Source organism: Salinisphaera orenii subsp. orenii MK-B5, from assembly GCF_003788635.1.
In the GTDB taxonomy this organism is placed as follows: Bacteria; Pseudomonadota; Gammaproteobacteria; order Nevskiales; family Salinisphaeraceae; genus Salinisphaera; species Salinisphaera orenii.
In genome coordinates, this window is sequence record NZ_AYKH01000001.1 from 199,641 (window position 1) to 223,663 (window position 24,023).

Consider the following 24,023-nt stretch of genomic DNA (forward strand, 5'->3'; position numbering starts at 1 on the left):
GCGTCCACTGTCGCCACCGCGTCATGACCAGCGCGCACGGTGTCGGATACGTGCCGACCGCCAAGACCGCCTCCACCCGCGCGCAATACGATCCGACGTATCCTCCCTACTCCGGGCATTGCCGATCACACCCGGTTTGGTCCATCGTCTGCTGTACGACACACCGACTCCGCCTGCGCGCTTGCATCCGCCGGCACGATCGATCCGCTCCGGAGACCGCTCATGGATTCCAACAACGCCCCCACCGACGTCGCCATTTCGCTTCGCGTCAACGGCACGCTGCGCAAGCTGGACGTTCCGCCGAACGTCGTTCTGCTCGACGCGCTGCGCGAGCGCATCGGCCTGACCGGCACCAAGAAAGGCTGCGACCACGGCCAGTGCGGTGCCTGCACCGTGCTGATCAACGGCCAGGCGGTCAATTCCTGTCTTGCGCTGGCGGTCGTGCACGACGGCGACGACATCACCACCGTCGAGGGCCTGGCCCGGGACGGCGAACTCAGCCCGTTGCAGCAGGCCTTTCTCGATCATGACGCCTATCAGTGCGGCTACTGCACGCCCGGCCAGCTGACCTCGGCCACCGAACTCCTGAACAACGACAGCGTTGGCTCCAGCGACGCCGACGTCGCCGAGGCGATGAGCGGCAACATCTGCCGCTGCGGTGCCTACAAGAACATCCGGGCCGCGATCCAGCAGGCGCGCGGCAATCCCGGCCTGAATCAGAGCTAGAGGTTTTCCATGCGAACATTCGACTACAAGCGCGCCGACGATGCGCACAGCGCCGTAAACGCACACAGCGGCCAGGCAGCGGCGTATCTCGCCGGCGGCACGACGCTCATCGATCTGGTCAAGCTCGATGTGATGCAGCCGGAACGGCTCGTGGACATCAACCGGCTGGCCTACGACGCCATCGAGACCACGGCCGAGGGCGGCCTGCGGATCGGGGCGATGGTGCGCAACACCGCGCTGGCCGACGACGACCGCGTGCGGCGCGATTACACCGTCCTTTCGGAGGCCCTGCTCCAGGGCGCCTCGCGCCAGCTGCGCAACCGCGCCACCACCGCGGGCAACGTCATGCAGCGCGTGCGCTGCAGTTATTTCCGCGACGGCGTGTCACCCTGCAACAAACGCGTGCCCGGCAGCGGCTGCTCGGCGATCGAAGGCCACAACCGCGAGGTGTTCGCGGTTCTCGGCACCAGCGATCACTGCATCGCCGCACACCCCTCCGACATGTGCGTGGCGATGGCCGCGATCGGCGCCACCGTGCACGTCACCGGGCCGAGCGGCGACCGCACGGTGGATTTTCTCGACTTCCACAAACTGCCGGGCGACACGCCCCACATCGAGCACGAACTGGGCGAGGACGAGCTGATCACCCAGGTCAGCCTGGATGCACCGATCGACGGCAGCGGCTCGACCTATATCAAGCTGCGCGACCGCTCCTCGTATCAGTTCGCACTCGCCTCCTGCGCCGCCGTCGTGGCGCTGGACGGTGACCGCATCACCGCGGCGCGACTCGCGCTCGGCGGGGTCGGCACCAAGCCCTGGCGCGCCGCCGATGCCGAAGCCGCGCTCGTGGGCCAGCCGGCCACGCGCGAGGCCTTCAAGCAGGCCGCGGCCACCGCAATGCAGGGCGCCACGCCCTACAAGCACAACGCCTTCAAGATTCCGCTGGCGCGCAAGGCCATCGTCCGCGCCCTGACCGACGCCGCGGCCCGCGCGCGAGGAGACACGACATGAGCGATTCCATCATCGGCGCGGCCGTCTCGCGTATCGACGGCCCCGACAAGCTGACCGGCCGCGCCCGTTATGCGGGCGACTTCCAGCCCGAGGGCATGGTCTATGCCTACGGCGTCTACAGCACCATCGCCCGCGGCCGCATCACCGGAATCGACACCACTCTGGCCATGCGTTCGCCGGGTGTCATCGATATCTTTCACCACGGTCGCTTTCCGCGTCTGCATCGTTCGCCGGGCACCTTCGCCGAGGAGAACGTCGTCGACGAGAAGCGCACGCCCTTCGAGGACGACCGCATCCACTACATGGGCCAGTTCGTGGCCCTGGTGGTCGCCGAGACCTACGAACAGGCGCGAGCGGCGGCCTACAAGGTCCGTGTGGATTACGAACGCGACGCACAGCGCGCGGCCGCGACCCTGGCCCAGGGCATCGAGGACAACGGCGTCGAACACGCCAACGACAGCGAACGCGGCGATCCCGCCGGCGCCTACGACGGCGCCGCATATCGCGTCGATGCCGTCTACACCACGCCGGTCGAGACCCACAACCCGATGGAGACGCACGCCACCGTGGCCGAGTGGGTCGACGGCCGGCTGCGGGTGTTCGACTCCACCCAGGGCGTGATCTTCACGCGCAACACGCTCTCCCGGGTCTTCGACCTCGACCCGAGCCAGGTCGAGGTCCACGCCGACTTCATCGGCTCCGGCTTCGGCGGCAAGCTCTGGGTCTGGCCGCACTGTGTCGCGACCTGCGCGGCCGCGCGCGAGGTGGGCCGGCCGGTGCAGTTCGTGCTGCCCCGTCAGCAGATGTTCACGACCGTGGGCCATCGCCCGGAGACGCGTCAGCACGTACGCCTGGGTGCCGACGACGACGGTCGGCTGCTGTCGATCCGGCACGAAACGATCAACAGCTCCTCGCCGGTGGGCACGGTGGTCGAAGCCTGCGGCGGCTCCACCCAAGGGCTCTACGCCTGCGACAACCTGCGCATCAGCCACGCCACCGCGATCACCAACCGCGGCACGCCCACGGCGATGCGCGCGCCCGGCGCCGGCGTCGGGCTGTTCGCGCTGGAATCGGCCATGGACGAACTCGCGGCCGAGCTGGGCATCGATCCGCTGGAACTGCGGCGGCGGAACTTCACCGCCCATGACCAGGGCGCGGACAAGCCCTACTCCAGCAACCACCTGCTGGAATGCTACGACCGCGCGGCCGAAGCCTTCGGCTGGTCCCGGCGCACACCGGAAGTCGGTTCCATGCGCGACGGCGATCGTATTCTCGGCTGGGGCATGGCGGCCTGCAACTGGGAGGCGATGCGCAACCCCTGCGACGCCCGCGTGGCCCTGCGCGCCGACGGCACCGCGAGCATCCACTGCGCGAGCCAGGACATCGGCACCGGCACCTACACCATCCTGGCGCAGATCGCGAGCCATGAACTCGGGCTGCCGCTGGAGTCGATCCACGTCACGCTGGGCGATTCGACCTTCCCGCACGGCCCGATCTCGGGCGGCTCCTGGGCCACCGCCACGCTGCTGCCCGCGGTCGCCGAAGCCTCGCGCGCCGCGATCAAGAAGCTCAAGAACTACGCCCGCAATGCCGCCAGCCCCCTGGCCGGCGCGCGGGGCGACAGTCTGGTCTACGACAGCGGACGACTCAGCGACGACAGCGGCCGTTCGGCGACCGTGGCCGAAATCCTGGGCGCCCAGTCCCTGGCCAACGCCGTCGGCGAGGCCCATACCGGGGGCGCCCCCGACAGCGGCTACTCCTTCGACTCCTTCGGCGTGCATTTCGTCGAGGTGGCCTGGGAGCCGGAGATCGCGCATCTGGAAGTCACACGGGTGGTCAGCGCGATCGACGCCGGCGCGATCATCAACGCCAAATCGGCGCGCAACCAGGTCGAGGGTGCGGTCGTCATGGGGCTGGGCTCGGCCCTGCTGGAGACCACCGAGTACGACGAGCGCAATGCCCGGCCGGTCAACAGCAACTATGCCGAGTATCTCGTGCCGGTGAACGCCGACATGCCCGATCTCGACGTCATCCTGCTGGATCATCCCGACTACGAACTCAACGAGTTCGGGGCCCGCGGCATCGGCGAGATCGGGCTCACCGGCATGCAGGCGGCGGTGGCCAATGCCGTCTACCACGCCACCGGCAGGCGCGTCCGCGATCTGCCCATCATGCTCGACAAGCTGATCGACGACGACTGACGATGACGGGGGCGTCGGGCCGATGCGGTCGGCCCCGCGCCCGTCGCCACAGGAAGGCCTCGATGGTTTACCGGGTCGATGGGCATGGCCGGCGGTCGCCCGCACAATCCGAAGTCTTCGCGGCACACGGCCCGCCGGCGGCGCTGCGCGCTCGATCACCGACCGATGGATCAAGCCGCAGATTCGACCTCGTTGACGACACATCGGCCGGTAGTCGACCGCCTCTTCCGGCGATGCCCTTGACGAGCCCGGCGGGCTTGTCGGTCTGCACTGCGGCGTGCACGGTTCATGCCGGCTCGAGACGATCCGAGATCCGCGCATACCCGCACGCACGGCGCCGACGACTCACTGCGGTAACGCGCCACGCGCACGCGGGACACCGCCCGCAGTTGTCGAACCTATCTTTAAAGTGATTACTCGTCGTAACCGCGGTCGAGTGTTTCCGTATCCACGACCATGGCGTTTTCGAGCGTCACCTCGCGCAGGAACCGGTTAGGGCCAAAGTTGAAGATCCAGCGCTCCCGAAAGACCGGCACCCGCCCCCGGCGTTGATAATAGGTCCGACCGGCCAGATCGCGACGCGAACTGTAGACGAACACGCCGCCGCTGCGCTGGGCCGGCTCGCCGCAGGCCTGCCGCAGGCGATACTTGCTCATGCCGCGGACGATATCGGAGGGGCGGCAGTCCGAGGCGCCGGCGCGCTCGCGAAACCCGTGACCGTCGCTCCGGATGGCCTGCAGTCGGCCGTTGCGAAAGACCAGGATCCGGAGCAGGCGATTGGGCCCGCGGTTGTATGTCCACTGCTCCATGGACGGGGCGACACCGTAGGCCAGCGACGAGCCGCCGATCCACGGGTCGACGAAGCTCGGCTCGCCGCAGGCCGCACGCACCGACACCGCCGGATCGCCCGTCTGAACGAGTGCGCCGTCACAGCGAAAACTGTCCGCGCTCACCGGCGCCGATAGACACGTTCCTGCCAACAACGCAAATGCGGCGGCACGGCGGCCCATCACGCTAGCCGGGGCCTTTCACATGAAAACGCTCGCCACGATAGTTGAGCGTGGCACCGGTCACATCGATGCTTTCCACCGCCGGCCCGGCCGACAAGCGCTCGCCTTCGTGATAGCGCTGGCCGTTGACGAGTATGAAGCTGCGTCCCGGCACGCTGCTGTACAGATGGCCGTTGATGTTGACCTCGGGCACGCCGGACGGGTTCATCGCCGGCGGCGACGCCGACCGACGCGGCGCGTTCGTCGACCGGTTCGACGCGGCAGCGTTGCCGAGGGACGCGCTGTCATCCAGCGGCGTCTTCGAATAGGTCACGCGCCCACCGCCCGAATTCGCACCCGCCGACAGACGCAGACTCGACATGTCCGATGGCTGCTGCGGCGATCGCCCCGTATCGCCGCCGAGAGTATCGGCCCCGGATCCCCCGCCGGCCGCCCGGCGACGCGGGATCGGCTGCGGCGCGGGCATCTCGGACACATCAGCTGCGCTCGGCACCGTATCGGCCGAGCCCGACGCGACGGTTTGCGCGGCGACCCGCTCATCAGCCGACTCGGTGTCGAACGGCCCGGCCACGGGCCGGAAGAGATAGACCAGCAGGGCCGCATTGCAGACCACCAGAATCATGACCACCCAGCGCATGACACGACCACCGCCGCGTCCCACATCCGACACCTCGGTCGCCGACAGAGACTCCACGGTGGCCGCCTGGTGGCGATGCCGTTCGCGCTCGGCCTTTTTTAGCGCATCGACGAGATACGACACGTCATTCCTCCACGCGATTCAGCGCGGGCGAGCCCGGCGAGGGCACGGCCCCGTTGAGCATGATCTGGGTGCGCGGGCCCGCCATGCCGTCCGCCCTCAGCCCCTTGGACAGCTGAAACGCCTCCAGTTCGGCCTGCAGCTCGTCATCGTAGACCGGCGACGGCGGACCCAGCTCCGCCGCCGGGTTGCGGCCCGATGCGCGTGCCAGTCGCTGGCGCAGCCAGACCACCGCGTCCCCGACCGCGCCCGGCTGGATCAGACCGACGCCCGAGTCCGAGCGCCAGATGATGCGGAAATCGCCGGTCCACATCCCCGCCAGCTCGCGCCGATCGACGCGGCGCGTGCCGTTGGCGCCGACCAGCGTGGCGTGGGTCTCGTCGAGCGCGCTCAGAAGCACGGTCTGTCGCCGGCCCTCGCGCTGCAGCGTCAACAGCGCCGGACGATTGTAGCGCTCGACCATCGCGAAGCTGCCGCTGTCGGACAGACAGCGGAGGTCGCCGACCCGCAGAGAATCGCAACTGCTCTGGACCTGGGATCCGAAGACGCCCCACAGCCGCAGCATCTGATTGATGTCCGCGTCGCCCGCCGGGATGCCGCTGGGTGGCGCGTCGTCCTTGCCCTCCGGCCCGGACCCGGCGCGCTCGCCGTCGGCCGCCGCAGCCTCTGCACTCTCGCCAGCGGCATCGGGCCCGTCTCCGGAGACATCGTCCGACGACTCATTCGACGCGGCCTCGTCCGCCGAGGCTACCTGAGCGGCCTGGCCGCCGCCGATCCAGCCCGCGGCGCGGCTCAACTGAATGCCCGGATACCACGCCACCGCACCCATCAAGGCCACCAGGGCAAGCGCGGCCGCGGGAAGCACCACACGCATGCGCGATACGCGACGCCGGCGCGGCAGCGTCTCCATCGCCGCGCGCGAGAGCATGAGCGCACCGATGCGCGACTTGCCGTTGGCGTAGCCGCCCATGAGCGCCCGCTCACAGACCATGTTGATCAACCTCGGGATACCGCCGCTGTACAGCCGGACGAGCGCGGTCGCTGGCCGCGTGAACAGATGCTGCGAGCCGCCGGCGAGGTCGAGCCGGTGCTGGATGTAGGCCCGCGTCTCCTGACGGTCCAGCGGCCGGAGCCGGAAACGGGCCGTGATGCGCTGCGCCAGCTGGCGCAGATCGTGGCGCTCGAGCAGCTCCGAGAGTTCGGGCTGGCCCACGAGGATGATACGCAGCAGCTTGTGCTTGTGCGTTTCGAGATTGGTCAGCAGGCGCAGCTGCTCGAGGACCTCGCGACTGAGGTTCTGCGCCTCGTCGATGATGAGCACGGTCCGTCGATTGGCGGCGTGCGTGGCCAGCAGATGGGCGTTGAGCCGGTCGACGAGCGCTTTCTGCGTCGTATCCTCGCGCGGGTCATAGTCCGCACCCAGTTCGTCGCAGATGGTGGCCACGAACTCCTTGACCTGGAGCTGCGGATTCCAGCACAGGGCGATGTCCAGATCCGCCATCTCATTGTCGACCAGGGCCCGGATGAGCGTGGTCTTGCCCGTACCGACCTCGCCGATCAGCGCGACGAAGCCCCCATGCTCGCCCGCGCCGTAGAGCAGATGGCCGAGCGCCTCGCGGTGGCTGGCGCTCAGGTAGAGAAAGGCCGGATCCGGCGTGACCGAAAACGGAAAATCCTTGAAGCCGTAGTAGCGCAGATACATGGAAGACGGGCCCGGGTCAGTCAGACGGAGTCTAACCCGGTGCCGCGCTGCGGCAAACCGCGACGCGTCGCCCATCGCGACGCCCGCGCCTGTTAACCGCAACGCCATCAACGTGGGTTAGACTCCGCGCCATGGCCATGGAACTCTCGCGAGACGCCCAGCGCTGGTTGGCTCGGGCGCCGGAACTGCTCAACCTGCTACTCATCGTGCTGATCGCGCTGTCGGCGGCACGCCTGTTCTGGCTGGCCTGGCCGGTTTCGGACAATGAGTTGCTGCCGTCGACCACCGGCCCGGCCACGGCGACCGATCGCGAGGGTGTCGACGTCGACACCATCGCCAGCGCCCATCTCTTCGGGGAACAGACCGCCCGCGACGGCGGCGACCGGCAGCAGGAGATCATCGACGCGCCCGAGACGCGGCTCAATCTGACCCTGACCGGCATCATCTCCGACAGCGCGGCGCAGCGCTCGCGGGCGCTGATCAAGGCCGGCGACAAGGATCAGGCTGCGTTCGCGACCGGCGATACCATCGACAACGGCGTGACGCTCCACGAGATCTACGCCAATCGTGTCATCCTCGACCGGGAAGGCCGCTACGAGACCCTCACACTGGAAAGCGTGAAGCAGGCGCGCGAGATGGCCGGCGTCGAGCGCACCCAGCGCGTGTCCAGCGAACTGGCCAATGATCTGGGCGCCGTACGCCAGAAGATACTCGACAACCCCTCCAGCGCCTCGCGTTATATTCGCTTGCAGCCGGAGCGGCAAAACGGCAACCTCGTTGGATATCGGGTCTATCCGGGGGCGGAAAAAGCACTTTTCGAGAAGGCGGGCCTCGAGCCGGGGGAACTCGTCACGGCCATCAACGGCCAGCCACTCGACAATCCGGCCGCTTCGCTCCAGATGCTCAGCGGGTTGGCCTCGGCCGGAAGCGCCTCGGTCACCCTTGAGCGGGATGGCCAGCAACGCACCGTAACCGTGAACTTTGAATGACAGCCTTCTCCTTCCGCCGGCTTTGCCGTGTCGTCATCCTATGGCTCGTGATCGCTACCGCCGCGACGGCTCAGACCGCGGTTGACAACAACGGCGACGCGTTCACGCTCAACCTCAAGGATGCGGACATCAAGACGCTGATCGCGACGGTCAGCGAAGTCACGGGCCGCAACTTCGTCGTGGACCCGCGCGTCAAGGGCGACGTGACCGTGTTGTCGAGTGAGCCGATGACCCCGCAGGAGCTCTACGAGACGTTCCTGTCCGTGCTCGAGGTGCACGGCTTCTCGGTGGTGCCCGCCGGCGAGATCACGAAGATCATTCCGCAGGTCAACGCGAAGCAGGATGGCGGCTTCGGCGGTAGCGAGACCGGCACGCGCGAAGACATCGTTACCCGTGTGATCAAGGTGGACAACGTGCCGGCGGACCAGCTGGTGCCGATCCTGCGGCCACTCGTGCCGCAGTACGGGCATCTCGCGGCCTACTCGGCCTCGAACACACTCGTCATATCCGATCGAGCGGCCAACGCCGAGCGCCTCGCCGGTATCGTGGACAAGATCGATCGCAGCGGAATGCAGGAGGTCGAGCACATCCGGCTCGAGTATGCCAGCGCCACCGAGGTGGCCCGCGTCATCGAGCAACTCAAATCGGAAAGTGGCGGCGAGAGTCCCGGCCGCGGCTTCACGGTCATTCCGGACGAGCGCACGAACAGCCTCATCGTGAGCGGCGGCAAGCAGCAGCGCCTGAGAATCCGGGCGATCATCGCCGATCTCGACACACAGACCGAACGCAGCGGCGGCACCCAGGTCATCTATCTCGACTATGCCGACGCCGAGGCGATCGCGCCGGTGCTGCAGAATTTCGCCGAGGGTCGCAGCAGCAGCGGCGCGTCCGCCAGCGCGGGCGGTGACAGCGGTGGCGGCGCCGCAAGCCGCACCGTGGGCGGCTCAAATAACGGCGTCACCGTCATCGCGGAACCCGGCGCCAACGCACTGGTGGTCACCGCGGCGGCGGACAAGATGCAGGAGATCCGCCAGGTGATCGAGCAGCTCGACATTCGTCGCGGCCAGGTGCTGGTCGAGGCGATCATTGCCGAGGTCAGCCTGAGCCGATCGCGGCAACTGGGCGTGGATATTGCCGCCTTCAACGACAGCGGCCCGGGCGCCGCGAGCGTACTCGACGGCGACACCCTAAACGCCGTGCCCTCGCTCGCCGAGGACGGCACGCCGCTGAGCCTCATCCAGCAGGGCCTCAACGTGGCGCTGGGCTCGTACAACGAGGGCGGCACGAGTTTCGCGGTGCTCGTCAACGCCCTGTCGGGCAACACCAACACCAATGTGCTGTCCACACCGTCGCTAATCACGCGCGACAATGAAGAAGCCGAGATCAAGGTCGGTCAGGAGGTACCCTTCGTCACCGGCAACTACACCAACAACAATGCAAGCGGCGGCGCGACCGGCGTGGTCAACCCGTTCCAGACGGTCGAGCGCAAGGATGTGGGTCTGACGCTGGCCTTCACGCCGCAGATCAACGCCGGCAAGACCATCCAGATGACGATCAATCAGGAGGTCTCGAGCATCGCCCAGAACTCGGGTCAGACGGGGGCGGTGGACCTGGTCACCAACAACCGCACGCTCAATACCTCGGTCGAGGTCGAAAGCGGCCAGATCCTGGTGCTGGGCGGCCTGATCGACGATCAGGTGACCGAAAGCGAACAGAAGGTTCCGTTGCTGGGCGACATTCCTCTGCTGGGCGCGCTGTTCACCTCCCGCAACGTACAGAAGGAAAAGCGCAACCTGCTCAATTTCATCCGTCCGACCATCCTGCGGGGCGACGGCGAAGCCAACTATTACACCCGCAAGAAGTACGATTACATCCGCTCGCTGCAGCAGGAACAGGCCGAATCCAGCATTCCGCTGATGGGCGAGCGCCAGCGCCCCCAATTGCCGCCGATCGACGAATACGAGCAGAGCGACTCCTTTTCCGAGGACAGCGGTGTGTCCACGGAGCGCACGGTCACGCCACGCGACGAAGACGGACGCCGTACGGGCGACAAGCGTCGGGGCGACCAGTTCTAGCCGGCATTCGGCGAGCGATAGCATGAGCGATACCCTCGAGGAACTCAGTCTGGAACCGGTGCGAACCACCTCGCCGGAAAACGACGAGGCCCCACCGCGGCCACCCGGGCCGGGGCCGGTCGAAGGCATCGACCGCCTGCCCTTCGCCTTCGCCAAACGCTACGGCGTGATGCTCAGCGGCGCGCGCGAGGACGCGATCGAGGTCACCTGCCGGCGCGACGTCGCCCAGAGCACGCTCTCCGAGGTCCGGCGCCATCTCGGCCGCCCGATCGTGCTCCAGCGCGTGGAGGCCGCGGCCTTCGACGCCATGCTGCAGAACGACTACGAAGGCAAGGCCAACGAGTCGATGCAGATCGTCGAAGGCATGGACGAGGAGATGGATCTGTCCGACGCCGCCCGGGCGCTGTCGGAGCCGGCCGATCTGCTCGAATCCTCCGATGACGCGCCGATCATCCGTCTGATCAACGCGCTGCTGACAGAGGCGATCAAGGAGAACGCCTCCGACATCCATATCGAGCCGTTCGAGGCGCGCCTGACCGTGCGCTTCAGGATCGACGGCGTCTTGCGCGAGGTGCTCAACCCGCCGCGCCAGCTGGCGCCGCGCCTGATCTCCCGCGTCAAGGTCATGGCCAAGCTCGACATCGCCGAAAAACGCATCCCCCAGGACGGCCGCATATCGGTGCGCATCGCCGGGCGGCCGGTCGACGTGCGCGTGTCCACCATTCCCTCCGGCAACGGCGAACGCGTGGTGATGCGTCTGCTGGACAAGCAGGCCGGCCGGCTTGATCTGCCCCAGCTCGGCATGCCGGCAGAGACGCTGAGCAACATCGACGAGCTGATCCACAAGCCGCACGGCATCATCCTGGTCACCGGTCCCACCGGCTCGGGCAAGACGACCACGCTCTACGCCGGCATCACCCGGATCAACGACCGCTCGCGCAACATCATGACGGTCGAGGATCCGATCGAGTACTACCTCGACGGTATCGGCCAGACCCAGGTCAACAGCAAGGTCGACATGAGCTTCGCGCGCGGTCTGCGCGCGATCCTGCGCCAGGACCCGGACGTGGTGATGATCGGCGAGATCCGCGACCTGGAGACCGCCGAAATCGCGGTGCAGGCCTCGCTGACCGGCCATCTGGTGCTTTCGACCCTGCACACGAACACCGCCGTGGGCGCCATCGCGCGTCTGCGCGACATGGGCGTCGAGCCCTTCCTGCTGTCGTCATCGGTGATCGGCATCATGGCGCAGCGGCTGGTGCGCACGCTCTGCGCGGAGTGTCGCGACCCCTACACCGCCGATCGCCGCGAGTGCGAGCTGCTCCACTGCGACCCCGACGAGCCACCGACGCTCTACCGCCCGACCGGCTGCGCGACCTGCAACGGCTCCGGCTTTCGCGGCCGCACCGGCATCTACGAGCTGGTCGTCGTCGACGACGAAATGCGTAACCTCATCCACGAGCAGGCCGCCGAGCACACCCTGGAGAAACACGCCCGCACGATCACGCCAAGCATCCGCGCGGACGGCCGTGCCAACGTGCTCGCGGGCAACACCACGCTCGAGGAAGTCCTGCGCGTGACCCGCGAGGGCTAGCGGCCGGGCCGCGCGACCATGGGCGCCTACGAATACACCGCACTCGACGAACGCGGTCGCGAGAAGAAGGGCGTGCTCGAGGGCGATGCCGCCCGCGGCATTCGGGCCCAGCTGCGCGAACGCGGGCTCACGCCGCTGGACGTCCACGAGATCGCCGACCGCAAGGCCGGTGGTCGACGCCGGCTGCTGTCCTTCCAGCGCGGCTTGAGCGTCACCGAGCTGTCGCTGTTCACCCGCCAGCTGGCCACGCTCACCCACGCCGGCCTGCCGATGGAGGAAGCACTCAAGGCGGTCGCCGAGCAGACCGACAGCGACAAGGTACGCAAGATCATCGTCGGCGTGCGCGCCCAGGTCGTCGAGGGCCACACGCTGGCCAACGCGCTCGGGGACTTTCCCAACAGCTTCGACGAGCTCTATCGCGCGACCACCGCCGCCGGCGAACAGTCCGGCCGCATCGACGAGGTGCTGAACGGTCTGGCCGACTATGTCGAGGACCAGCAGTCCATGCGCCAGAAGGTGCTGGCCGCGCTCATTTATCCGGCCTTCCTGTCGGTGGTCGCCATCGGCATCGTGATCGCGCTTCTGGCCACGGTCGTGCCAGACCTGGTCGAAGTCTTCGAGAGCGTCAACGCCGACCTGCCGCCGCTCACGACCACGCTGATCGCCGTGAGCGATTTTCTCCGCGCCTGGGGCTGGCTGCTCGCGCTGAGCTTCGCGGCCGCCCTGACCGTGTTCATCTACGGCATGCGGCGACCGGGGTTCAAGCGCGCGGTCCAATCGCGCATCCTGCGGATACCGCTGATCGGTCGCTTCGCCCGCGGCGTGAACACGGCCCGCTTCACCCGCACGCTGGCGATTCTCACCCGCAGCGGCGTACCGGCTCTGGATGCGATGACCATCGGCGCCGACGTGGTCACCAATCTACCCATGCGCGATGCCATCCAGCGCGCGGCGACCCGTGTACGCGAGGGCGACGCCATCCACCGCGCGCTCGGCCACGAGCGCCTGTTCCCGCCGATCACGCTGCACATGATCGCCAACGGCGAAATCTCCGGCGAACTCGACATGATGCTCGGCCGCGCCGCCGACCATCAGGAGCGCGAAGTGGAAACACTCCGGCAAGGTGTCATGGGCATACTCGGCCCCGCGGTCATCCTGGCGATGGGCGGTCTCGTACTGATCATCGTGCTCGCGATCCTGTTGCCGGTGTTCAATCTGAACCAGCTGGTCAAATAAACCGGCCGCGCCGCCGATAACGGCGGGCATGACACGCGCAACCTGCTATCTTTACGACCGTTTTCCCGCAGGAGAGGAAAGGACATGAAACACGCCCTGCCCCGGGCCGGTGCCCGTCGCGGCCAACACGGCTTCACCCTGATCGAGATCATGGTCGTGGTCGTCATTCTCGGTATTCTCGCGGCCATCGTCGTGCCCAACATCATCGACCGGCCGGACGCCGCACGTGTCGCCAAGGCGCGACAGGACATCCGCGCCATCGAGAGCGCACTCAAGCTCTACCGCCTCGATAATTTCCGTTACCCAACCACCGAACAGGGCCTGGCGGCGCTCGTGGACAAGCCCACCAGCCAGCCGGAGCCGCGCAACTGGAAGTCCGGCGGCTATCTCGACCGCATTCCGACGGACCCGTGGGGCGAGGTCTATCACTACCGCAATCCCGGCGAACACGGCGAAATCGACGTCTACACGCTCGGCCGCGACGGCCGACCGGGCGGCGAAGAGACCGACGCCGACATCGGCAACTGGACGCTGGACAACTAGCGCCGCGGCGGGATACGGCACGCACGGTGCGGCGAACGGAGGTACAGCGCGGCTTCACGCTGATCGAGCTGCTGGTGGTGGTGCTGATCATGGGCGTCGTGCTGTCGTTTCTGTCGCTGTCGATCAACCCGACCAGCAACGCCGATCGGCTCGATACCGAATCGCGGCGGCTCGGTGCCCTGCTCCGCACCGCCGCCGACGACGCGGTGCTCTACGGCCGCGAGCTCGGTCTCGACATCGTGCGCGGGGGCTATCGCTTCATTCGTCTCGGCGACGACGGCTGGCAGGTCATCAACCGGGCGGAATCGCCGCTGCGTCCACGTGACCTGCCCGAAGGCGTGGCGATCGCACTGATCGAGCGCGACGAGGCGCAGCCAAGACTGGCCGGCGGCGGCGACGAGGACGAGAACGAGGAGGACGCGCTGCGCCCCGAGGCCGTGTTGCTGTCCAGCGGCGAATTCGTGCCCTTCGAACTCGAGCTCTACGCCGACGACGTCGATCATCGCTATCGGCTGACAGGCGAAGCCAACGGCGAACTGTCGCTGGATCGCGTGGACGGCACGCGATGAGGCGGGCGCGCGGTTTCACCCTGATCGAAGTGCTGATCGCCACGGCGGTCCTCGCCCTGGCACTGGGCGCGTTCATCACGGGCGGCGCCCGCTACGCCGACTACGCGCGTTACATCCACGACCGCACGCTGGCCCAGTGGGTCGCCCGAAACCAGCTGGTCGAATACCACACCGCCGAGCAATGGCCCGGCACCGGCACCGAGGACGGCGAGGCCGAGATGGGCGACAGCACCTGGCGCTGGGTGGCCGAGATCGAGGAATCCCCCGACCCGGACGTGCGCCGCATCGACATCCGGGTGTTTCGCATCGACGGCGACAGCGGCGATCCGGAGGCCGATTCCGTCGCCCTGCTCAGCGGCTTCGTCACCCAGCACGTCGACGCCGCCGATGCCCCGGCCGGCGCCGACGGAGCCGGTGACACGGAGGACGGCGACGCGTCCGCCTCGGGGCTCGGGTCGTGAGCGCAGCGCGGGGCCAGCGCGGCTTCACCCTCATTGAGCTGATGATCGCCATCGCGGTGTTCGTGGTCATGGCGGCGATGGCCTACGGCGGCCTGTCGTCGGTCATCAGCACGCGCGAAGCCGTCACCGACGCGCTCGAACGCAGCAAGACCCTGCAGATGTCGGTCTGGCGCATCCGCCGCGATCTCGAACAGATCGTCAACCGCCCGATTCGCGACGGTTTCGGCGACACCCAGCCGGCGATCGTCGGCAGCCCGAACGTGGGCCTGCGGGTGACCCGCAACGGCTGGCGCAACCCGCTCGGCGAAGCCCGCAGCACCCTGCAGCGGGTGGGCTACCGGATCAATGAGGATGACGAACTCGTGCGCGAGTACTGGCGCGTGCTCGACCGGGCCCAGGACAGCGCGCCGGTGGAGTCCACACTTCTGGAGAACGTCGAGACCATCGAATGGCGTTATCTCGACAGCGACCGCCAGTGGCGCGACAACTGGCCGCCCGGAAGCGCCAACACCGGCGCCAACACCGGCGCCAGCGGCACGCCCAGCGCCGTCGCGTCACAGCGCTACGACCCGCCGCTGGCGATCGAACTCCGCCTGACCACGGCCGCCTGGGGCGAGCTGCGCCTCCTGTTCATGGTCCCCGGAGCCGAGAAGTGAGCGGCCCGAAACAACGCGGCGTCGCCCTGATCACGGCGATGCTCATCGTGGCCCTGGTCGCGATCATCGGCGCGGGCATGCTCTCGCAGATGAATCTGGCCCTGCACCGCAGCGGCAACATCTGGCAGTCGGAGCAGGCCTGGTGGTACGCCGTGGGCATCGAGAACTGGCTCGGCAAGCTGCTGCGTCAGGACGCGCAGTACACCGAGGTCGACAGCCTCGACGAGCGCTGGGCTGAGCCGGTGGACTACCTGCCGCTGGACGGCGGGGCGCTCCAGGGCCGCATCATCGATCTTCAGGGCCGCTTCAATCTCAACAATCTCGGGACCGGTAACGCCGAGGCGGCCATGGCGCAGTTCCAGCGCCTGATCGAGCTCGTGGCGGATACCGACACCGTCACCGCGCGCACGATCGCGGCATCCACCCGGGACTGGGTCGATGCCGACATCAACCCAACCCGGCCGGACGGCGCCGAGGACAACTACTACCTCGGCCTGACCCCGGCCTACCGCGCCGGCAATACCTTCATGATCAGCCCGAGCGAGCTGCGTCTGATCAAGGGCGTGACCGACGAGATCTACACCGCCCTCGCGCCCTACATCAGCGCCCTGCCCGAAAGCACGCCGATCAATGTGAACACGGCACCGCCCCCGGTGCTCGCGACGCTGGCACCGAATCTGCCGCCCACGACGGGCGAAGCACTGGTCGAAGCCCGATCCGAGGAGCCCTGGACATCCGTGGATGCCTTCCTGCAGGAGAGTGCGATCGCCGGCACGGGCGACACCCTCGGCGCCGATCGCCTCTCGGTGACCACCGGATACTTCCTCGCCCGCGGGCAGATCACAGTCGACCGGGCCCAGGTCCAGTTCTTCGCCGTACTGGAACGCGCGGACAACGGTGCCGTCCGTACCATCAATCACAGCACCAATGTCTACTGACCTTCCGGTAGACTGGGCCCGCCGACGCGCACGGGGGCGCGTCCGGCGCATTCACGAGACGACACGGGGTTCGCGGCGGTCGCGCGCAGGCGCGAACCGCGCGACCATCAAGGAATGCCGGTGGCAGACAGACTGATCATCCATTTCGACGGCGAGCGGGCCGCCTGGCTCGATGACCGGGGCGCTCTGGCTCGCGGCACGCCGGCCGACGCCGCGAGCGCCGCCGGCGAGCGGCCGGCCGTCGTGCTGCTGCCGAGCGAACAGATTCTGCTCACCACCGTCCGTCTGCCGCCGATTCGCCAGGCGCGGCGGCGCCTCCAGGCGGCGCGCTATGCGCTGGAGGACCGGCTCGTCAGTCGCGTCGACAGTCTCCACTTCGCCCTCGCGGCCCGCGCGGGCACGGACGGCGAGACCGCGGTGGCGGTCGTCGACGAGACGCTGCTTCGCGATCACCTCGACCGGCTCGAAGAGGCCGGCCTGGATGTCCTGCAGCTCACCGCCGACGCGTTGACGCTTCCGGCCCCGGCCGAGGACCAGTGGCAGGTGCTCGCCCTGGACGAGCGCGTGCTGGCGCGCACCGACGTGCGCCACGCCTTCGCCGCGGAGGCCGGGCTCTGGCCCGCACTCGCGGCCGGCGGCACACCGCCGGCACGCGTGCTGCTTCATGCCGACAGCGAGGCCGCGGCCGAGACGGCCGCCGCGATCGATGTCGAACCGAAACCGGCGATCGACCGCAAGATCTTCGACGGCCCCGACGCCGCTCTGATCTGGCTCCTCGCCAACGTCGATCTGCAGCACGCGATCAACCTGCGCCAGGGTGCGTTCGCGCGCACCTCGGCGATGCAGGCCTGGTGGCAGCCGTTCAAGATCACCGCCGGGCTGGCCGCCGCCTGGCTGATCGTCGCGATCGCCGCCCGCGGCATCGAGAGCTGGCAGCTCGGCAGCCGCATCGACGGACTCGAGGCCACCACCGAATCGGCGTTCAGAGACGCCTTCCCGGACGTGCAGACCATCAACGATGTCCGCGTCCAGGCCGAGCAGCGCATCCGCGAGCTGCGCGGCTCCGGCGGCAGCGGCGGCGTCTTCGCTCTGCTCCAGGCGATCGCCGAAGTCACGGGCGATGCCGGTGACATCCGCATCCAATCGCTGCAGTATCGCGACGGCGCGGTGTACCTCAATCTGCGCGGCGAGAACGTGCAGGCGCTGGAATCGCTCCGCGCCGGCTTCGCCCGACAGCCGGCTACCCGGCTCAGCGTCGAGAGCGCGGACGCCGCCGCCGACGGCGTGCAGATCCGCGCACGGGTCAGCGGAGCCGAGGCATGAACGCCGTCAAGCAGTGGTATGACAGCCTCGCGCCGCGAGAGCGTATCGCCGTGATCGCGGGGGCCATCGCCGTCGTGCTGGCGTTGTTCTGGTTCGGCATCTGGCAGCCGCTGAACGAGAGCGTGGCCGATCGCCGCCAGCGCGTGAACGTCGCCGCAGAGCAGGCGCGCTGGATGCTCGGCATCCGCGAGGAGGCCCGCCTGCTTCAGTCCGACAACAGCCAGCGCAGCATCCAGGGCCGCAACGAGTCGCTGCTGTCGATCGTCGACGCGACCAGCCGGGAGAACGGACTGGCCGATGCCGTTCGGCGTATCCAGCCAGACGACGACGATCAGGCGACGGTCAATCTCGATGCCGCGAATTTCAACCAGATGCTGTTCTGGCTGCGCAGCCTGCAGCGAGACTACGGCGTGAGCACGCGCCAGATCACGGTCACGCCCGACGAGGATGCCGGCACGGTGCAGGCCCGAATCACGCTGGCACGGAGTGGCGCATGAACTGGCGGCTGGTGCGCTACCTGCTCGTGGGGCTGATCACCTTCGTGATCGGTCTGATCGCATTTTTTCCGGCGCGGATCGCCGCAGGCTGGATCGAATCGTCGACGCCGGTCACGCTCGGCGGGGTGACCGGCACCGTGTTCGACGGACATGCCGGCTATGTCCAGGGCCCCGGCGGCGCAATCGAGAACCTGGACTGGCGTCTGCATCCGCTGAATCTCCTCCTGGCGCAGGTCGCAGCCGACATCGAGGTGGACTCCGACCTGGGCGGCTTCTCCGGCCGCGTCACGCGCTCGCTATTCGGCGGCACACACGTCCGGAACCTCACTGGGAGCGCGTCGGCCGGCTGGCTCGCGAAGCGGGGCGGTGTCACCTTCCTGCCGCTGTCATCCGACGTCGCGGTCGACATCCGCGAGGCCAGCGTCGACGACCAGCTTAATTTCAGCGCGCTCGACGGCGCCGTGCGCCTGGGCAACACCCGCTGGGAACTGTTCAATCCGCCGGTCGAGCTTGGACAGTTCGAGACCGTCCTGGCGCACGGCGACGACGGCATCCGCGCGACGATCGTCGACAGCAACGGCCCGCTGGCGATCGACGGCAGCGCCACACTCACCCCCGAACGCCGCTACCGGCTGAACGTGCGCCTGCGCGCTCGCGCCGGTGCCGATGACCGCCTCGACGGCATGCTCGACCAGCTCGGCGAGGGCGACGACGAGGGCTGGCACCGCGTGCAGGAACAGGGCTCGCTCTAGCGCGTGGCGCGCCCGCGAGCGGGCTGCCCACACAATTTCCGCCGGACCTGATCGGTCGACTCGAATACGGCCCGGTCGCGCCTCGCAGCGCTGTCAGGGTCCGCACGGGCCGCATCACCCGAGCCGGTGGCTGTGGTCTAGCCCGTTCGCTCCAGATCCGCGCTCCAGCGGGCCGCCGGGTCGCTGACCGCCGCCGCGGCCACCGGGTCGGGACCGTACTGATAGTCGCGGGTGACCGGGACGATGTCGTTGCGCTTGGCCAGCTGCATCTGGAAGACCACGAGGTCCCCCCAGCGGAAGATCGCCTGACAGCCGAGCAGGTAGAACTCCCACATGCGGCAGAAGCGCTCGCCCAGCCGGTCCCGGAACTCCCCGCGGTGGCGCTGGAAGCGCTCGTTCCAGGCCGCCAGCGTGCGTGCATAGTGGAGGCGCAGCACTTCCAGATCCGACAGGCACATGCCGGTCTCCTCAATACAGGGCGCGACCTCGGACAATGACGGCACATAACCGCCGGGAAAGATGTATTTCTCGATCCAGCCCTTGGTGTCCTCCACCGGCGGACCGCTGCGGCCGATGCTGTGGATCAGGCTGCGTCCGCCCGGCGCCAGCAGCGCGTTCACGGTATCGAAGAAGGTCTGGAACTGCGGCCGACCCACATGCTCGAACATGCCCACGCTCACGATCGCGTCGTAGCTGCCCTCGTGCTCGCGATAGTCCTGCTGCAGGAAACGCACCCGCTCGGACAGCCCTTCGGCCTCGGCCCGCTCACAGGCGTAGCGGTACTGATTGTCCGACAGCGTCAGCCCCGTCACGTCGACGCCGTGGTGGCGTGCAAGATATAGCGCCATACCGCCCCAGCCGCAGCCGATGTCCAGCACCCGGTCGCCGGGCTTGAGACACAGCTTGCGCGCGATGTGGCGGCATTTGGCTCGCTGCGCCTCCTCCAGCGAGGCGTCCGGCGTCTCGAAATAGGCGCAGGAGTACTGCATGTCGCCGTCCAGGAAGCGCTCGAACAGGCCGTTGTCGATGTCGTAGTGGTGCTGGACGTTGCGCCGCGAGCGCAGCCGCGAGTTGGCTTCGCGGATGCCCCGCAGGGCGTGGCGCGCGATGTCGAGTATCCGGCTGCCACCGAAGTTGCGCGCATTGGCGAAGTAGAGTTCGAACAGCGCCATGAGGCCGCCCTCGCCGGGCCACCAGTCACCGTCCATATACGCCTCGCCGAAGGCCATCTCCGGATCGGAGAGCAGCCGCGTGAGGACCCGGCGGTCGCGCAGATGGATGTGCGCCTTGGGCGCCCCCTGGCCGATCAGCTGCGTACGACCGTCCGGGTAATGAATGACGAGCGTGCCCTCGTCGATCAGCCGGTCGAAAAAACGTGTCTTCATTGTCTCCCGTCCCCGGGGCCGACAACACGTAGCGGCGCCGTCCGCCCCATTGATGCCAAGGACTCAACCATACACCGATCGTATTTCAATGTATAGTGCACTTTTATTTTCGCGCGACCTGCCGCCACGAGGACCGCCATGCCGCGATGGTTCAAGTGTGCCTCGGCGGCGGCCGCAGTTGAAGGCCGGGCGCACCCCGGGCCGTGCTAGGGTCGATGCCTGACCTGACGACCCGCAAAGACAACATGATCGACACGATTCTCGTTGCCGTCGACGGTTCGGAACATTCCCGGCGTGCGCTGGAATGGGCCTGCGACATGGCCCCGCGCTACGACGCCCGGCTGCACGTGCTGCATGTCCCGCAGGCGGTCGGCCACGACAAGACGCTGGTCCTCGGCGGCGCCGCGATCAGCGTGAAGACCAGCAACGAGGACGTTGAGAAGGCCGGCCACGACGTGATCGAGGCCGCCCGGCGCATCGCCGCGGACCACGCGATCCGCGAAATGACCACCGAGGTCGGCTCCGGCGATCCGGCGCGCCGCATCGTCGAGTGCGCCGAGCGGCTCGACGCCGATCTCATCGTCATGGGCCGGCGCGGGCTGACGAATTTCGGCGGCCTGCTCATGGGTAGCGTGACCCACAAGGTCGGCCACCTCGCGCCGTGCGCCTGCATGACGGTGCGCTAGGGCCTGCCAACACGGCATACGAGCCCGCGCCGGGCGTTGCCTGAAAATCACTACGGGCGGCAAGACGAGGCGTCGTGCGTGCCGCATCGTCATTCAACGCCAGAGTGCCACAACACTGGACTGCCTTACCCCGGTCGTTTCACGGGGCGCTTGGCCCTTCAGGCTGGGTCGCCCATCAACACTCGACCAGGGCGCGCTGCGGCGCTGCCAGTCTGCACCGTGCGCGCCACGCTCGGCGAGTCGCACCTTGCCGCAGTCGACGTGCAGTCTGCAACGCGACGTGCGAATGCAGTTTTAGCGGGCGCTGGCCGCCGGCACGGGCCGGGCGATCGTCGGCTACTGGCGTATCGCCTCGAACTCGAAGTCCAGTTCGACCGTGTCGCCCACCATGCCGTTGGCCACCCCGTAATCGATGCCCCAGCGGCTGCGCTCGATGCGGGTGCTCGCCGATACGCCCAGGGTATGCTGGCCGTGGCCGAAGGGATACTCCGCGCTCTTGTTGATGGTCACATCCAGCGTCACCGGATGGGTCTCACCGTGCAGCGTGAGATCGCCCTCGAGTTGTCCGCCGTCCTCGCCGTCCGGCCTGTACTCGCGCGCCACGAATACGATCTCCGGGTGATCCTCGACCGCCAGGAAATCGTCGCCGCGGACGTGGCCGTCGCGCTCCTCGTGATTGGTGAACACGCTGTCGGCGGCGATCTCCACGCGACCTTCGGACAGCTCGCGGGCAGCCTCGTCGTAGACGAAGCTGCCTTCACCCTCCAGAAACATGCCCAGCACATCGGCATAGCCGACGTGCTCGATCGAGAAACCGATGGAGAAATGGTCCGGATCGATCTCGTAGCGTTCGGGCTCCGCCACGGCCGTGCCTGCGGCACATAGGGCGAGCGCGGCCGCGGTCAGGCGCGCGCCGGTCAGGGTCGACGTCGGGAATGGCATGATCGTGTCTCCTATGGGCTCGGGGTCATCGATTGTCGTCTTGCCGCGTCGGCCGTCATGACGCGTCAGGCGTACGAGCATCGCATCGGTGGCGCAGCAGCCACCACGTGTCGCGGCCGAACGACACCGCCAGCAGCGACAGCGCCGTCGCAGCGGCCCCGACGGCCACGGCGGCGGGCATCGCCGGCACAAAGCACAGCAACAGGGTCACGACCTGCCAGACGCACACGACCTTGCGGAAAACGCTCGGCGGCAGGGGCCGGCGCATCCACGGCAGCAGGCGCCCCGCGCACACGAACAGATAGCGCGCCAGGCCGATCCCCAGCACCCAGGGGCCGACCCGTTCGGTCGCCACCAGGCCGACGCAGAGCACGAGGATGAAAAACGCATCCAGTTCCATGTCGAAGCGGGCGCCGAACGCGGTGATCGAGCGCGTGCGGCGCGCCACCCAGCCGTCGACGCCGTCGAGCAGCAGTGCCGCTAGCGCCAGGCCGAGCACGGCATAGGGGTGGGCACGCGGCACCTCCGGAAACACCAGCAGGCCGGCGATGAGCAGCACGAAGGCCGCGCGCAGCAGCGTGACCCGGTTGGCCCAGCCCAGCCGGGCCGGCGGCGCCTCGCCCGGCCCCACGAGCACGACCGCGAGCGCGAGATACAATCCCCCGGCCGAGACGCGCAGCATCGGCGGCGCGTCGAGAAGCCCCATGGCCAGCTCCACGCCCGCGAACAGCAGTGTAAATCCGATCAGCAGTTCGCCCGCCGCTCGCAGACGCCGCCGGGCCGGCGAGGCGGCGCTAGTGGGCCCCTCGCCGACCGCCGGCGTGCCATGCTCGAACGCGCGCATCATCGCGGCTCGCCGCGGATATCGATGCGCGGCCACCCTGCACGCCGGCCGCGCGCTGGATCAACCGCGCCCGGGCTGCAAGTATTGCCGGAGAATTTCTGTTGCATGACATCCATACATGAATGATACCGGCGACCGCGCCTTTTGGTTGCACCCGCCCCACGACAGCCGCATCGAGCCGATCGCCGTGGGCGCGCCGGACGCCGGCGAACTGCGCGTGCGCAGCCGCTACAGTGCGGTCAGCCGCGGCACCGAGACGCTGGTCTACGCCGGTGGCGTGCCGGCGAGCGAATACGAGCGCATGCGGGCACCGTTCCAGGCCGGCGCCCTGCCCGGCCCAGTACGCCACGGCTACGCGAACGTCGGCGTGGTCGAGGCCGGTCCGGACGAGTGGCTCGGGCGCGAGGTGTTCTGTCTGTATTCGCACCAGACGCGCTACGTGGTGCCCGTCGACGCCGTCGTCGCCCTGCCGGCGGACGTACCGCCGGAGCGCGCGATCCTCGCGGCCAACATGGAGACCGCGATCAACGCGCTCTGGGACACGGCGCCGGGCATCGGCGAGCGCATCACCGTGATCGGCGCCGGCGTGGTCGGCGCGCTGGTCGCGGGACTCGCCGCGTCGCTGCCCGGCGCCGACGTCGAACTGGTGGACATCGACGACCGCAAGGCGCGGCTGGGCGACGCTCTGGGCGTGCGCTTTCGCTCGCCGGCGGCGGCCGCGGGCGAGCGCGACCGCGTCATTCACGCCAGTGGCAGCGAGGCCGGGCTCGCCCAGGCTCTGACGCTGGCCGGTTTCGAGGCCACCGTCACCGAGATGAGCTGGTACGGCACGCAGGCGCCGCGGGTTCCGCTCGGCGGCGCCTTCCACTCGCGGCGTCTGACGCTGCGGGCAAGCCAGGTGGGCGGCGTCGCGCCCGGCCAGCGCCCGCGCTGGAGCCACCACCGCCGCCTCGCGCTGGCGGTCTCGCTGCTCGCCGACGCCCGCTTCGACGCCCTCATCGACGCCGAGGCGCCCTTCGAGCGCCTGCCCGAGGTCATGGCGCGTCTGGCCGACCCGCAGGATGCCACGCTCTGCCAGCGCATCCGCTATGACTAGCGCGCGCGTATCGCCACCCCATACCACAGG

General features: G+C 68.3%; 23 protein-coding genes. 17 read left to right on the top strand and 6 right to left on the bottom strand.

Translation table 11 applies throughout. The features are described from left to right. Window positions 1–90 precede the first annotated feature (90 nt). The 3 genes from SAOR_RS01035 to SAOR_RS01045 are packed head-to-tail and all read left to right on the top strand — an operon-like array spanning window position 91 to window position 3,938. On the top strand, window positions 91–726 hold the full coding sequence (locus SAOR_RS01035) for a (2Fe-2S)-binding protein (protein WP_425472087.1): 636 nt from the start codon (window positions 91–93) through the stop codon (window positions 724–726). A gap of 9 nt (window positions 727–735) precedes the next feature. After that, window positions 736–1,737, top strand: coding sequence for an FAD binding domain-containing protein (locus tag SAOR_RS01040; protein ID WP_123629814.1), 1,002 nt, complete (start codon window positions 736–738; stop codon window positions 1,735–1,737). Next, complete coding sequence (locus SAOR_RS01045) at window positions 1,734–3,938, top strand: xanthine dehydrogenase family protein molybdopterin-binding subunit (protein WP_123629815.1); 2,205 nt, start codon at window positions 1,734–1,736, stop codon at window positions 3,936–3,938. The genes SAOR_RS01040 and SAOR_RS01045 overlap by 4 nt, the downstream gene beginning before the upstream one ends. A gap of 413 nt (window positions 3,939–4,351) precedes the next feature. Here the strand turns inward: SAOR_RS01045 and SAOR_RS01050 are convergent, their stop codons facing one another. From SAOR_RS01050 to SAOR_RS01060, 3 genes are all read right to left on the bottom strand, one after another. Beyond that, complete coding sequence (locus SAOR_RS01050) at window positions 4,352–4,891, bottom strand: DUF2845 domain-containing protein (protein WP_245965349.1); 540 nt, start codon at window positions 4,889–4,891, stop codon at window positions 4,352–4,354. A 61-nt stretch (window positions 4,892–4,952) separates the two neighbouring features. Beyond that, complete coding sequence (locus SAOR_RS01055) at window positions 4,953–5,570, bottom strand: general secretion pathway protein GspB (RefSeq protein WP_245965350.1); 618 nt, start codon at window positions 5,568–5,570, stop codon at window positions 4,953–4,955. 139 nt (window positions 5,571–5,709) lie between these two features. Next, on the bottom strand, window positions 5,710–7,407 hold the full coding sequence (locus SAOR_RS01060) for an ExeA family protein (RefSeq protein ID WP_123629818.1): 1,698 nt from the start codon (window positions 7,405–7,407) through the stop codon (window positions 5,710–5,712). Window positions 7,408–7,544: 137 nt separating this feature from the next. Between SAOR_RS01060 and gspC the strand changes: the two genes are divergently transcribed. The 12 genes from gspC (at window position 7,545) to SAOR_RS01120 (ending at window position 19,040) form a co-directional block, all read left to right on the top strand. After that, window positions 7,545–8,396, top strand: a complete 852-nt coding sequence (gene gspC / locus SAOR_RS01065) for a type II secretion system protein GspC (RefSeq protein ID WP_281273401.1) — start codon at window positions 7,545–7,547, stop codon at window positions 8,394–8,396. Between the two features lie 47 nt (window positions 8,397–8,443). Beyond that, entirely contained in the window at window positions 8,444–10,471 is a 2,028-nt protein-coding gene (gene gspD, locus SAOR_RS01070) for a type II secretion system secretin GspD (protein WP_245965352.1), read from the top strand. Between the two features lie 22 nt (window positions 10,472–10,493). Next, window positions 10,494–12,065, top strand: coding sequence for a type II secretion system ATPase GspE (gene gspE / locus SAOR_RS01075; RefSeq protein ID WP_123629821.1), 1,572 nt, complete (start codon window positions 10,494–10,496; stop codon window positions 12,063–12,065). Window positions 12,066–12,083: 18 nt separating this feature from the next. Then, on the top strand, window positions 12,084–13,301 hold the full coding sequence (gene gspF, locus SAOR_RS01080) for a type II secretion system inner membrane protein GspF (protein WP_123629822.1): 1,218 nt from the start codon (window positions 12,084–12,086) through the stop codon (window positions 13,299–13,301). 84 nt (window positions 13,302–13,385) lie between these two features. Then, on the top strand, window positions 13,386–13,844 hold the full coding sequence (gene gspG, locus SAOR_RS01085; protein ID WP_123629823.1) for a type II secretion system major pseudopilin GspG: 459 nt from the start codon (window positions 13,386–13,388) through the stop codon (window positions 13,842–13,844). Window positions 13,845–13,870: 26 nt separating this feature from the next. Beyond that, window positions 13,871–14,413: a type II secretion system minor pseudopilin GspH gene (gene gspH, locus SAOR_RS01090; RefSeq protein WP_245965353.1), complete on the top strand. Its 543-nt coding sequence runs from the start codon at window positions 13,871–13,873 to the stop codon at window positions 14,411–14,413. After that, window positions 14,410–14,874 carry a type II secretion system minor pseudopilin GspI gene (gspI, locus tag SAOR_RS01095; RefSeq protein ID WP_123629824.1) on the top strand — a complete coding sequence of 155 codons (465 nt, stop codon included), beginning with the start codon at window positions 14,410–14,412 and terminating at the stop codon, window positions 14,872–14,874. Before gspH ends, gspI begins: the two co-directional genes overlap by 4 nt. Continuing rightward, complete coding sequence (gene gspJ / locus SAOR_RS01100; protein WP_245965354.1) at window positions 14,871–15,530, top strand: type II secretion system minor pseudopilin GspJ; 660 nt, start codon at window positions 14,871–14,873, stop codon at window positions 15,528–15,530. The genes gspI and gspJ overlap by 4 nt, the downstream gene beginning before the upstream one ends. After that, complete coding sequence (gene gspK, locus SAOR_RS01105) at window positions 15,527–16,468, top strand: type II secretion system minor pseudopilin GspK (RefSeq protein ID WP_245965355.1); 942 nt, start codon at window positions 15,527–15,529, stop codon at window positions 16,466–16,468. The genes gspJ and gspK overlap by 4 nt, the downstream gene beginning before the upstream one ends. A gap of 120 nt (window positions 16,469–16,588) precedes the next feature. Beyond that, window positions 16,589–17,791 carry a type II secretion system protein GspL gene (gspL, locus tag SAOR_RS01110; RefSeq protein WP_245965356.1) on the top strand — a complete coding sequence of 401 codons (1,203 nt, stop codon included), beginning with the start codon at window positions 16,589–16,591 and terminating at the stop codon, window positions 17,789–17,791. Then, window positions 17,788–18,288 carry a type II secretion system protein GspM gene (gene gspM, locus SAOR_RS01115; protein WP_123629825.1) on the top strand — a complete coding sequence of 167 codons (501 nt, stop codon included), beginning with the start codon at window positions 17,788–17,790 and terminating at the stop codon, window positions 18,286–18,288. Before gspL ends, gspM begins: the two co-directional genes overlap by 4 nt. A 26-nt stretch (window positions 18,289–18,314) precedes the next feature. Continuing rightward, entirely contained in the window at window positions 18,315–19,040 is a 726-nt protein-coding gene (locus tag SAOR_RS01120) for a type II secretion system protein N (protein WP_245965357.1), read from the top strand. Window positions 19,041–19,177: 137 nt separating this feature from the next. On the opposite strand, the gene SAOR_RS01125 is transcribed toward SAOR_RS01120, so the two are convergent. Beyond that, on the bottom strand, window positions 19,178–20,425 hold the full coding sequence (locus SAOR_RS01125; protein ID WP_123629827.1) for an SAM-dependent methyltransferase: 1,248 nt from the start codon (window positions 20,423–20,425) through the stop codon (window positions 19,178–19,180). Between the two features lie 215 nt (window positions 20,426–20,640). Here SAOR_RS01125 and SAOR_RS01130 point away from each other — a divergent pair, with 215 nt between their 5' ends. Continuing rightward, window positions 20,641–21,111 (top strand): universal stress protein, encoded by a 471-nt coding sequence (locus SAOR_RS01130; RefSeq protein WP_245965358.1) that lies wholly within the window; start codon window positions 20,641–20,643, stop codon window positions 21,109–21,111. A 336-nt stretch (window positions 21,112–21,447) separates the two neighbouring features. Here the strand turns inward: SAOR_RS01130 and SAOR_RS01135 are convergent, their stop codons facing one another. Further along, complete coding sequence (locus SAOR_RS01135; protein ID WP_123629828.1) at window positions 21,448–22,053, bottom strand: YceI family protein; 606 nt, start codon at window positions 22,051–22,053, stop codon at window positions 21,448–21,450. Window positions 22,054–22,108: 55 nt separating this feature from the next. After that, complete coding sequence (locus SAOR_RS01140; RefSeq protein WP_245965359.1) at window positions 22,109–22,900, bottom strand: CDP-alcohol phosphatidyltransferase family protein; 792 nt, start codon at window positions 22,898–22,900, stop codon at window positions 22,109–22,111. 115 nt (window positions 22,901–23,015) lie between these two features. Here SAOR_RS01140 and SAOR_RS01145 point away from each other — a divergent pair, with 115 nt between their 5' ends. Beyond that, window positions 23,016–23,993 (top strand): zinc-dependent alcohol dehydrogenase, encoded by a 978-nt coding sequence (locus tag SAOR_RS01145; protein WP_123629829.1) that lies wholly within the window; start codon window positions 23,016–23,018, stop codon window positions 23,991–23,993. Window positions 23,994–24,023 lie beyond the last annotated feature (30 nt).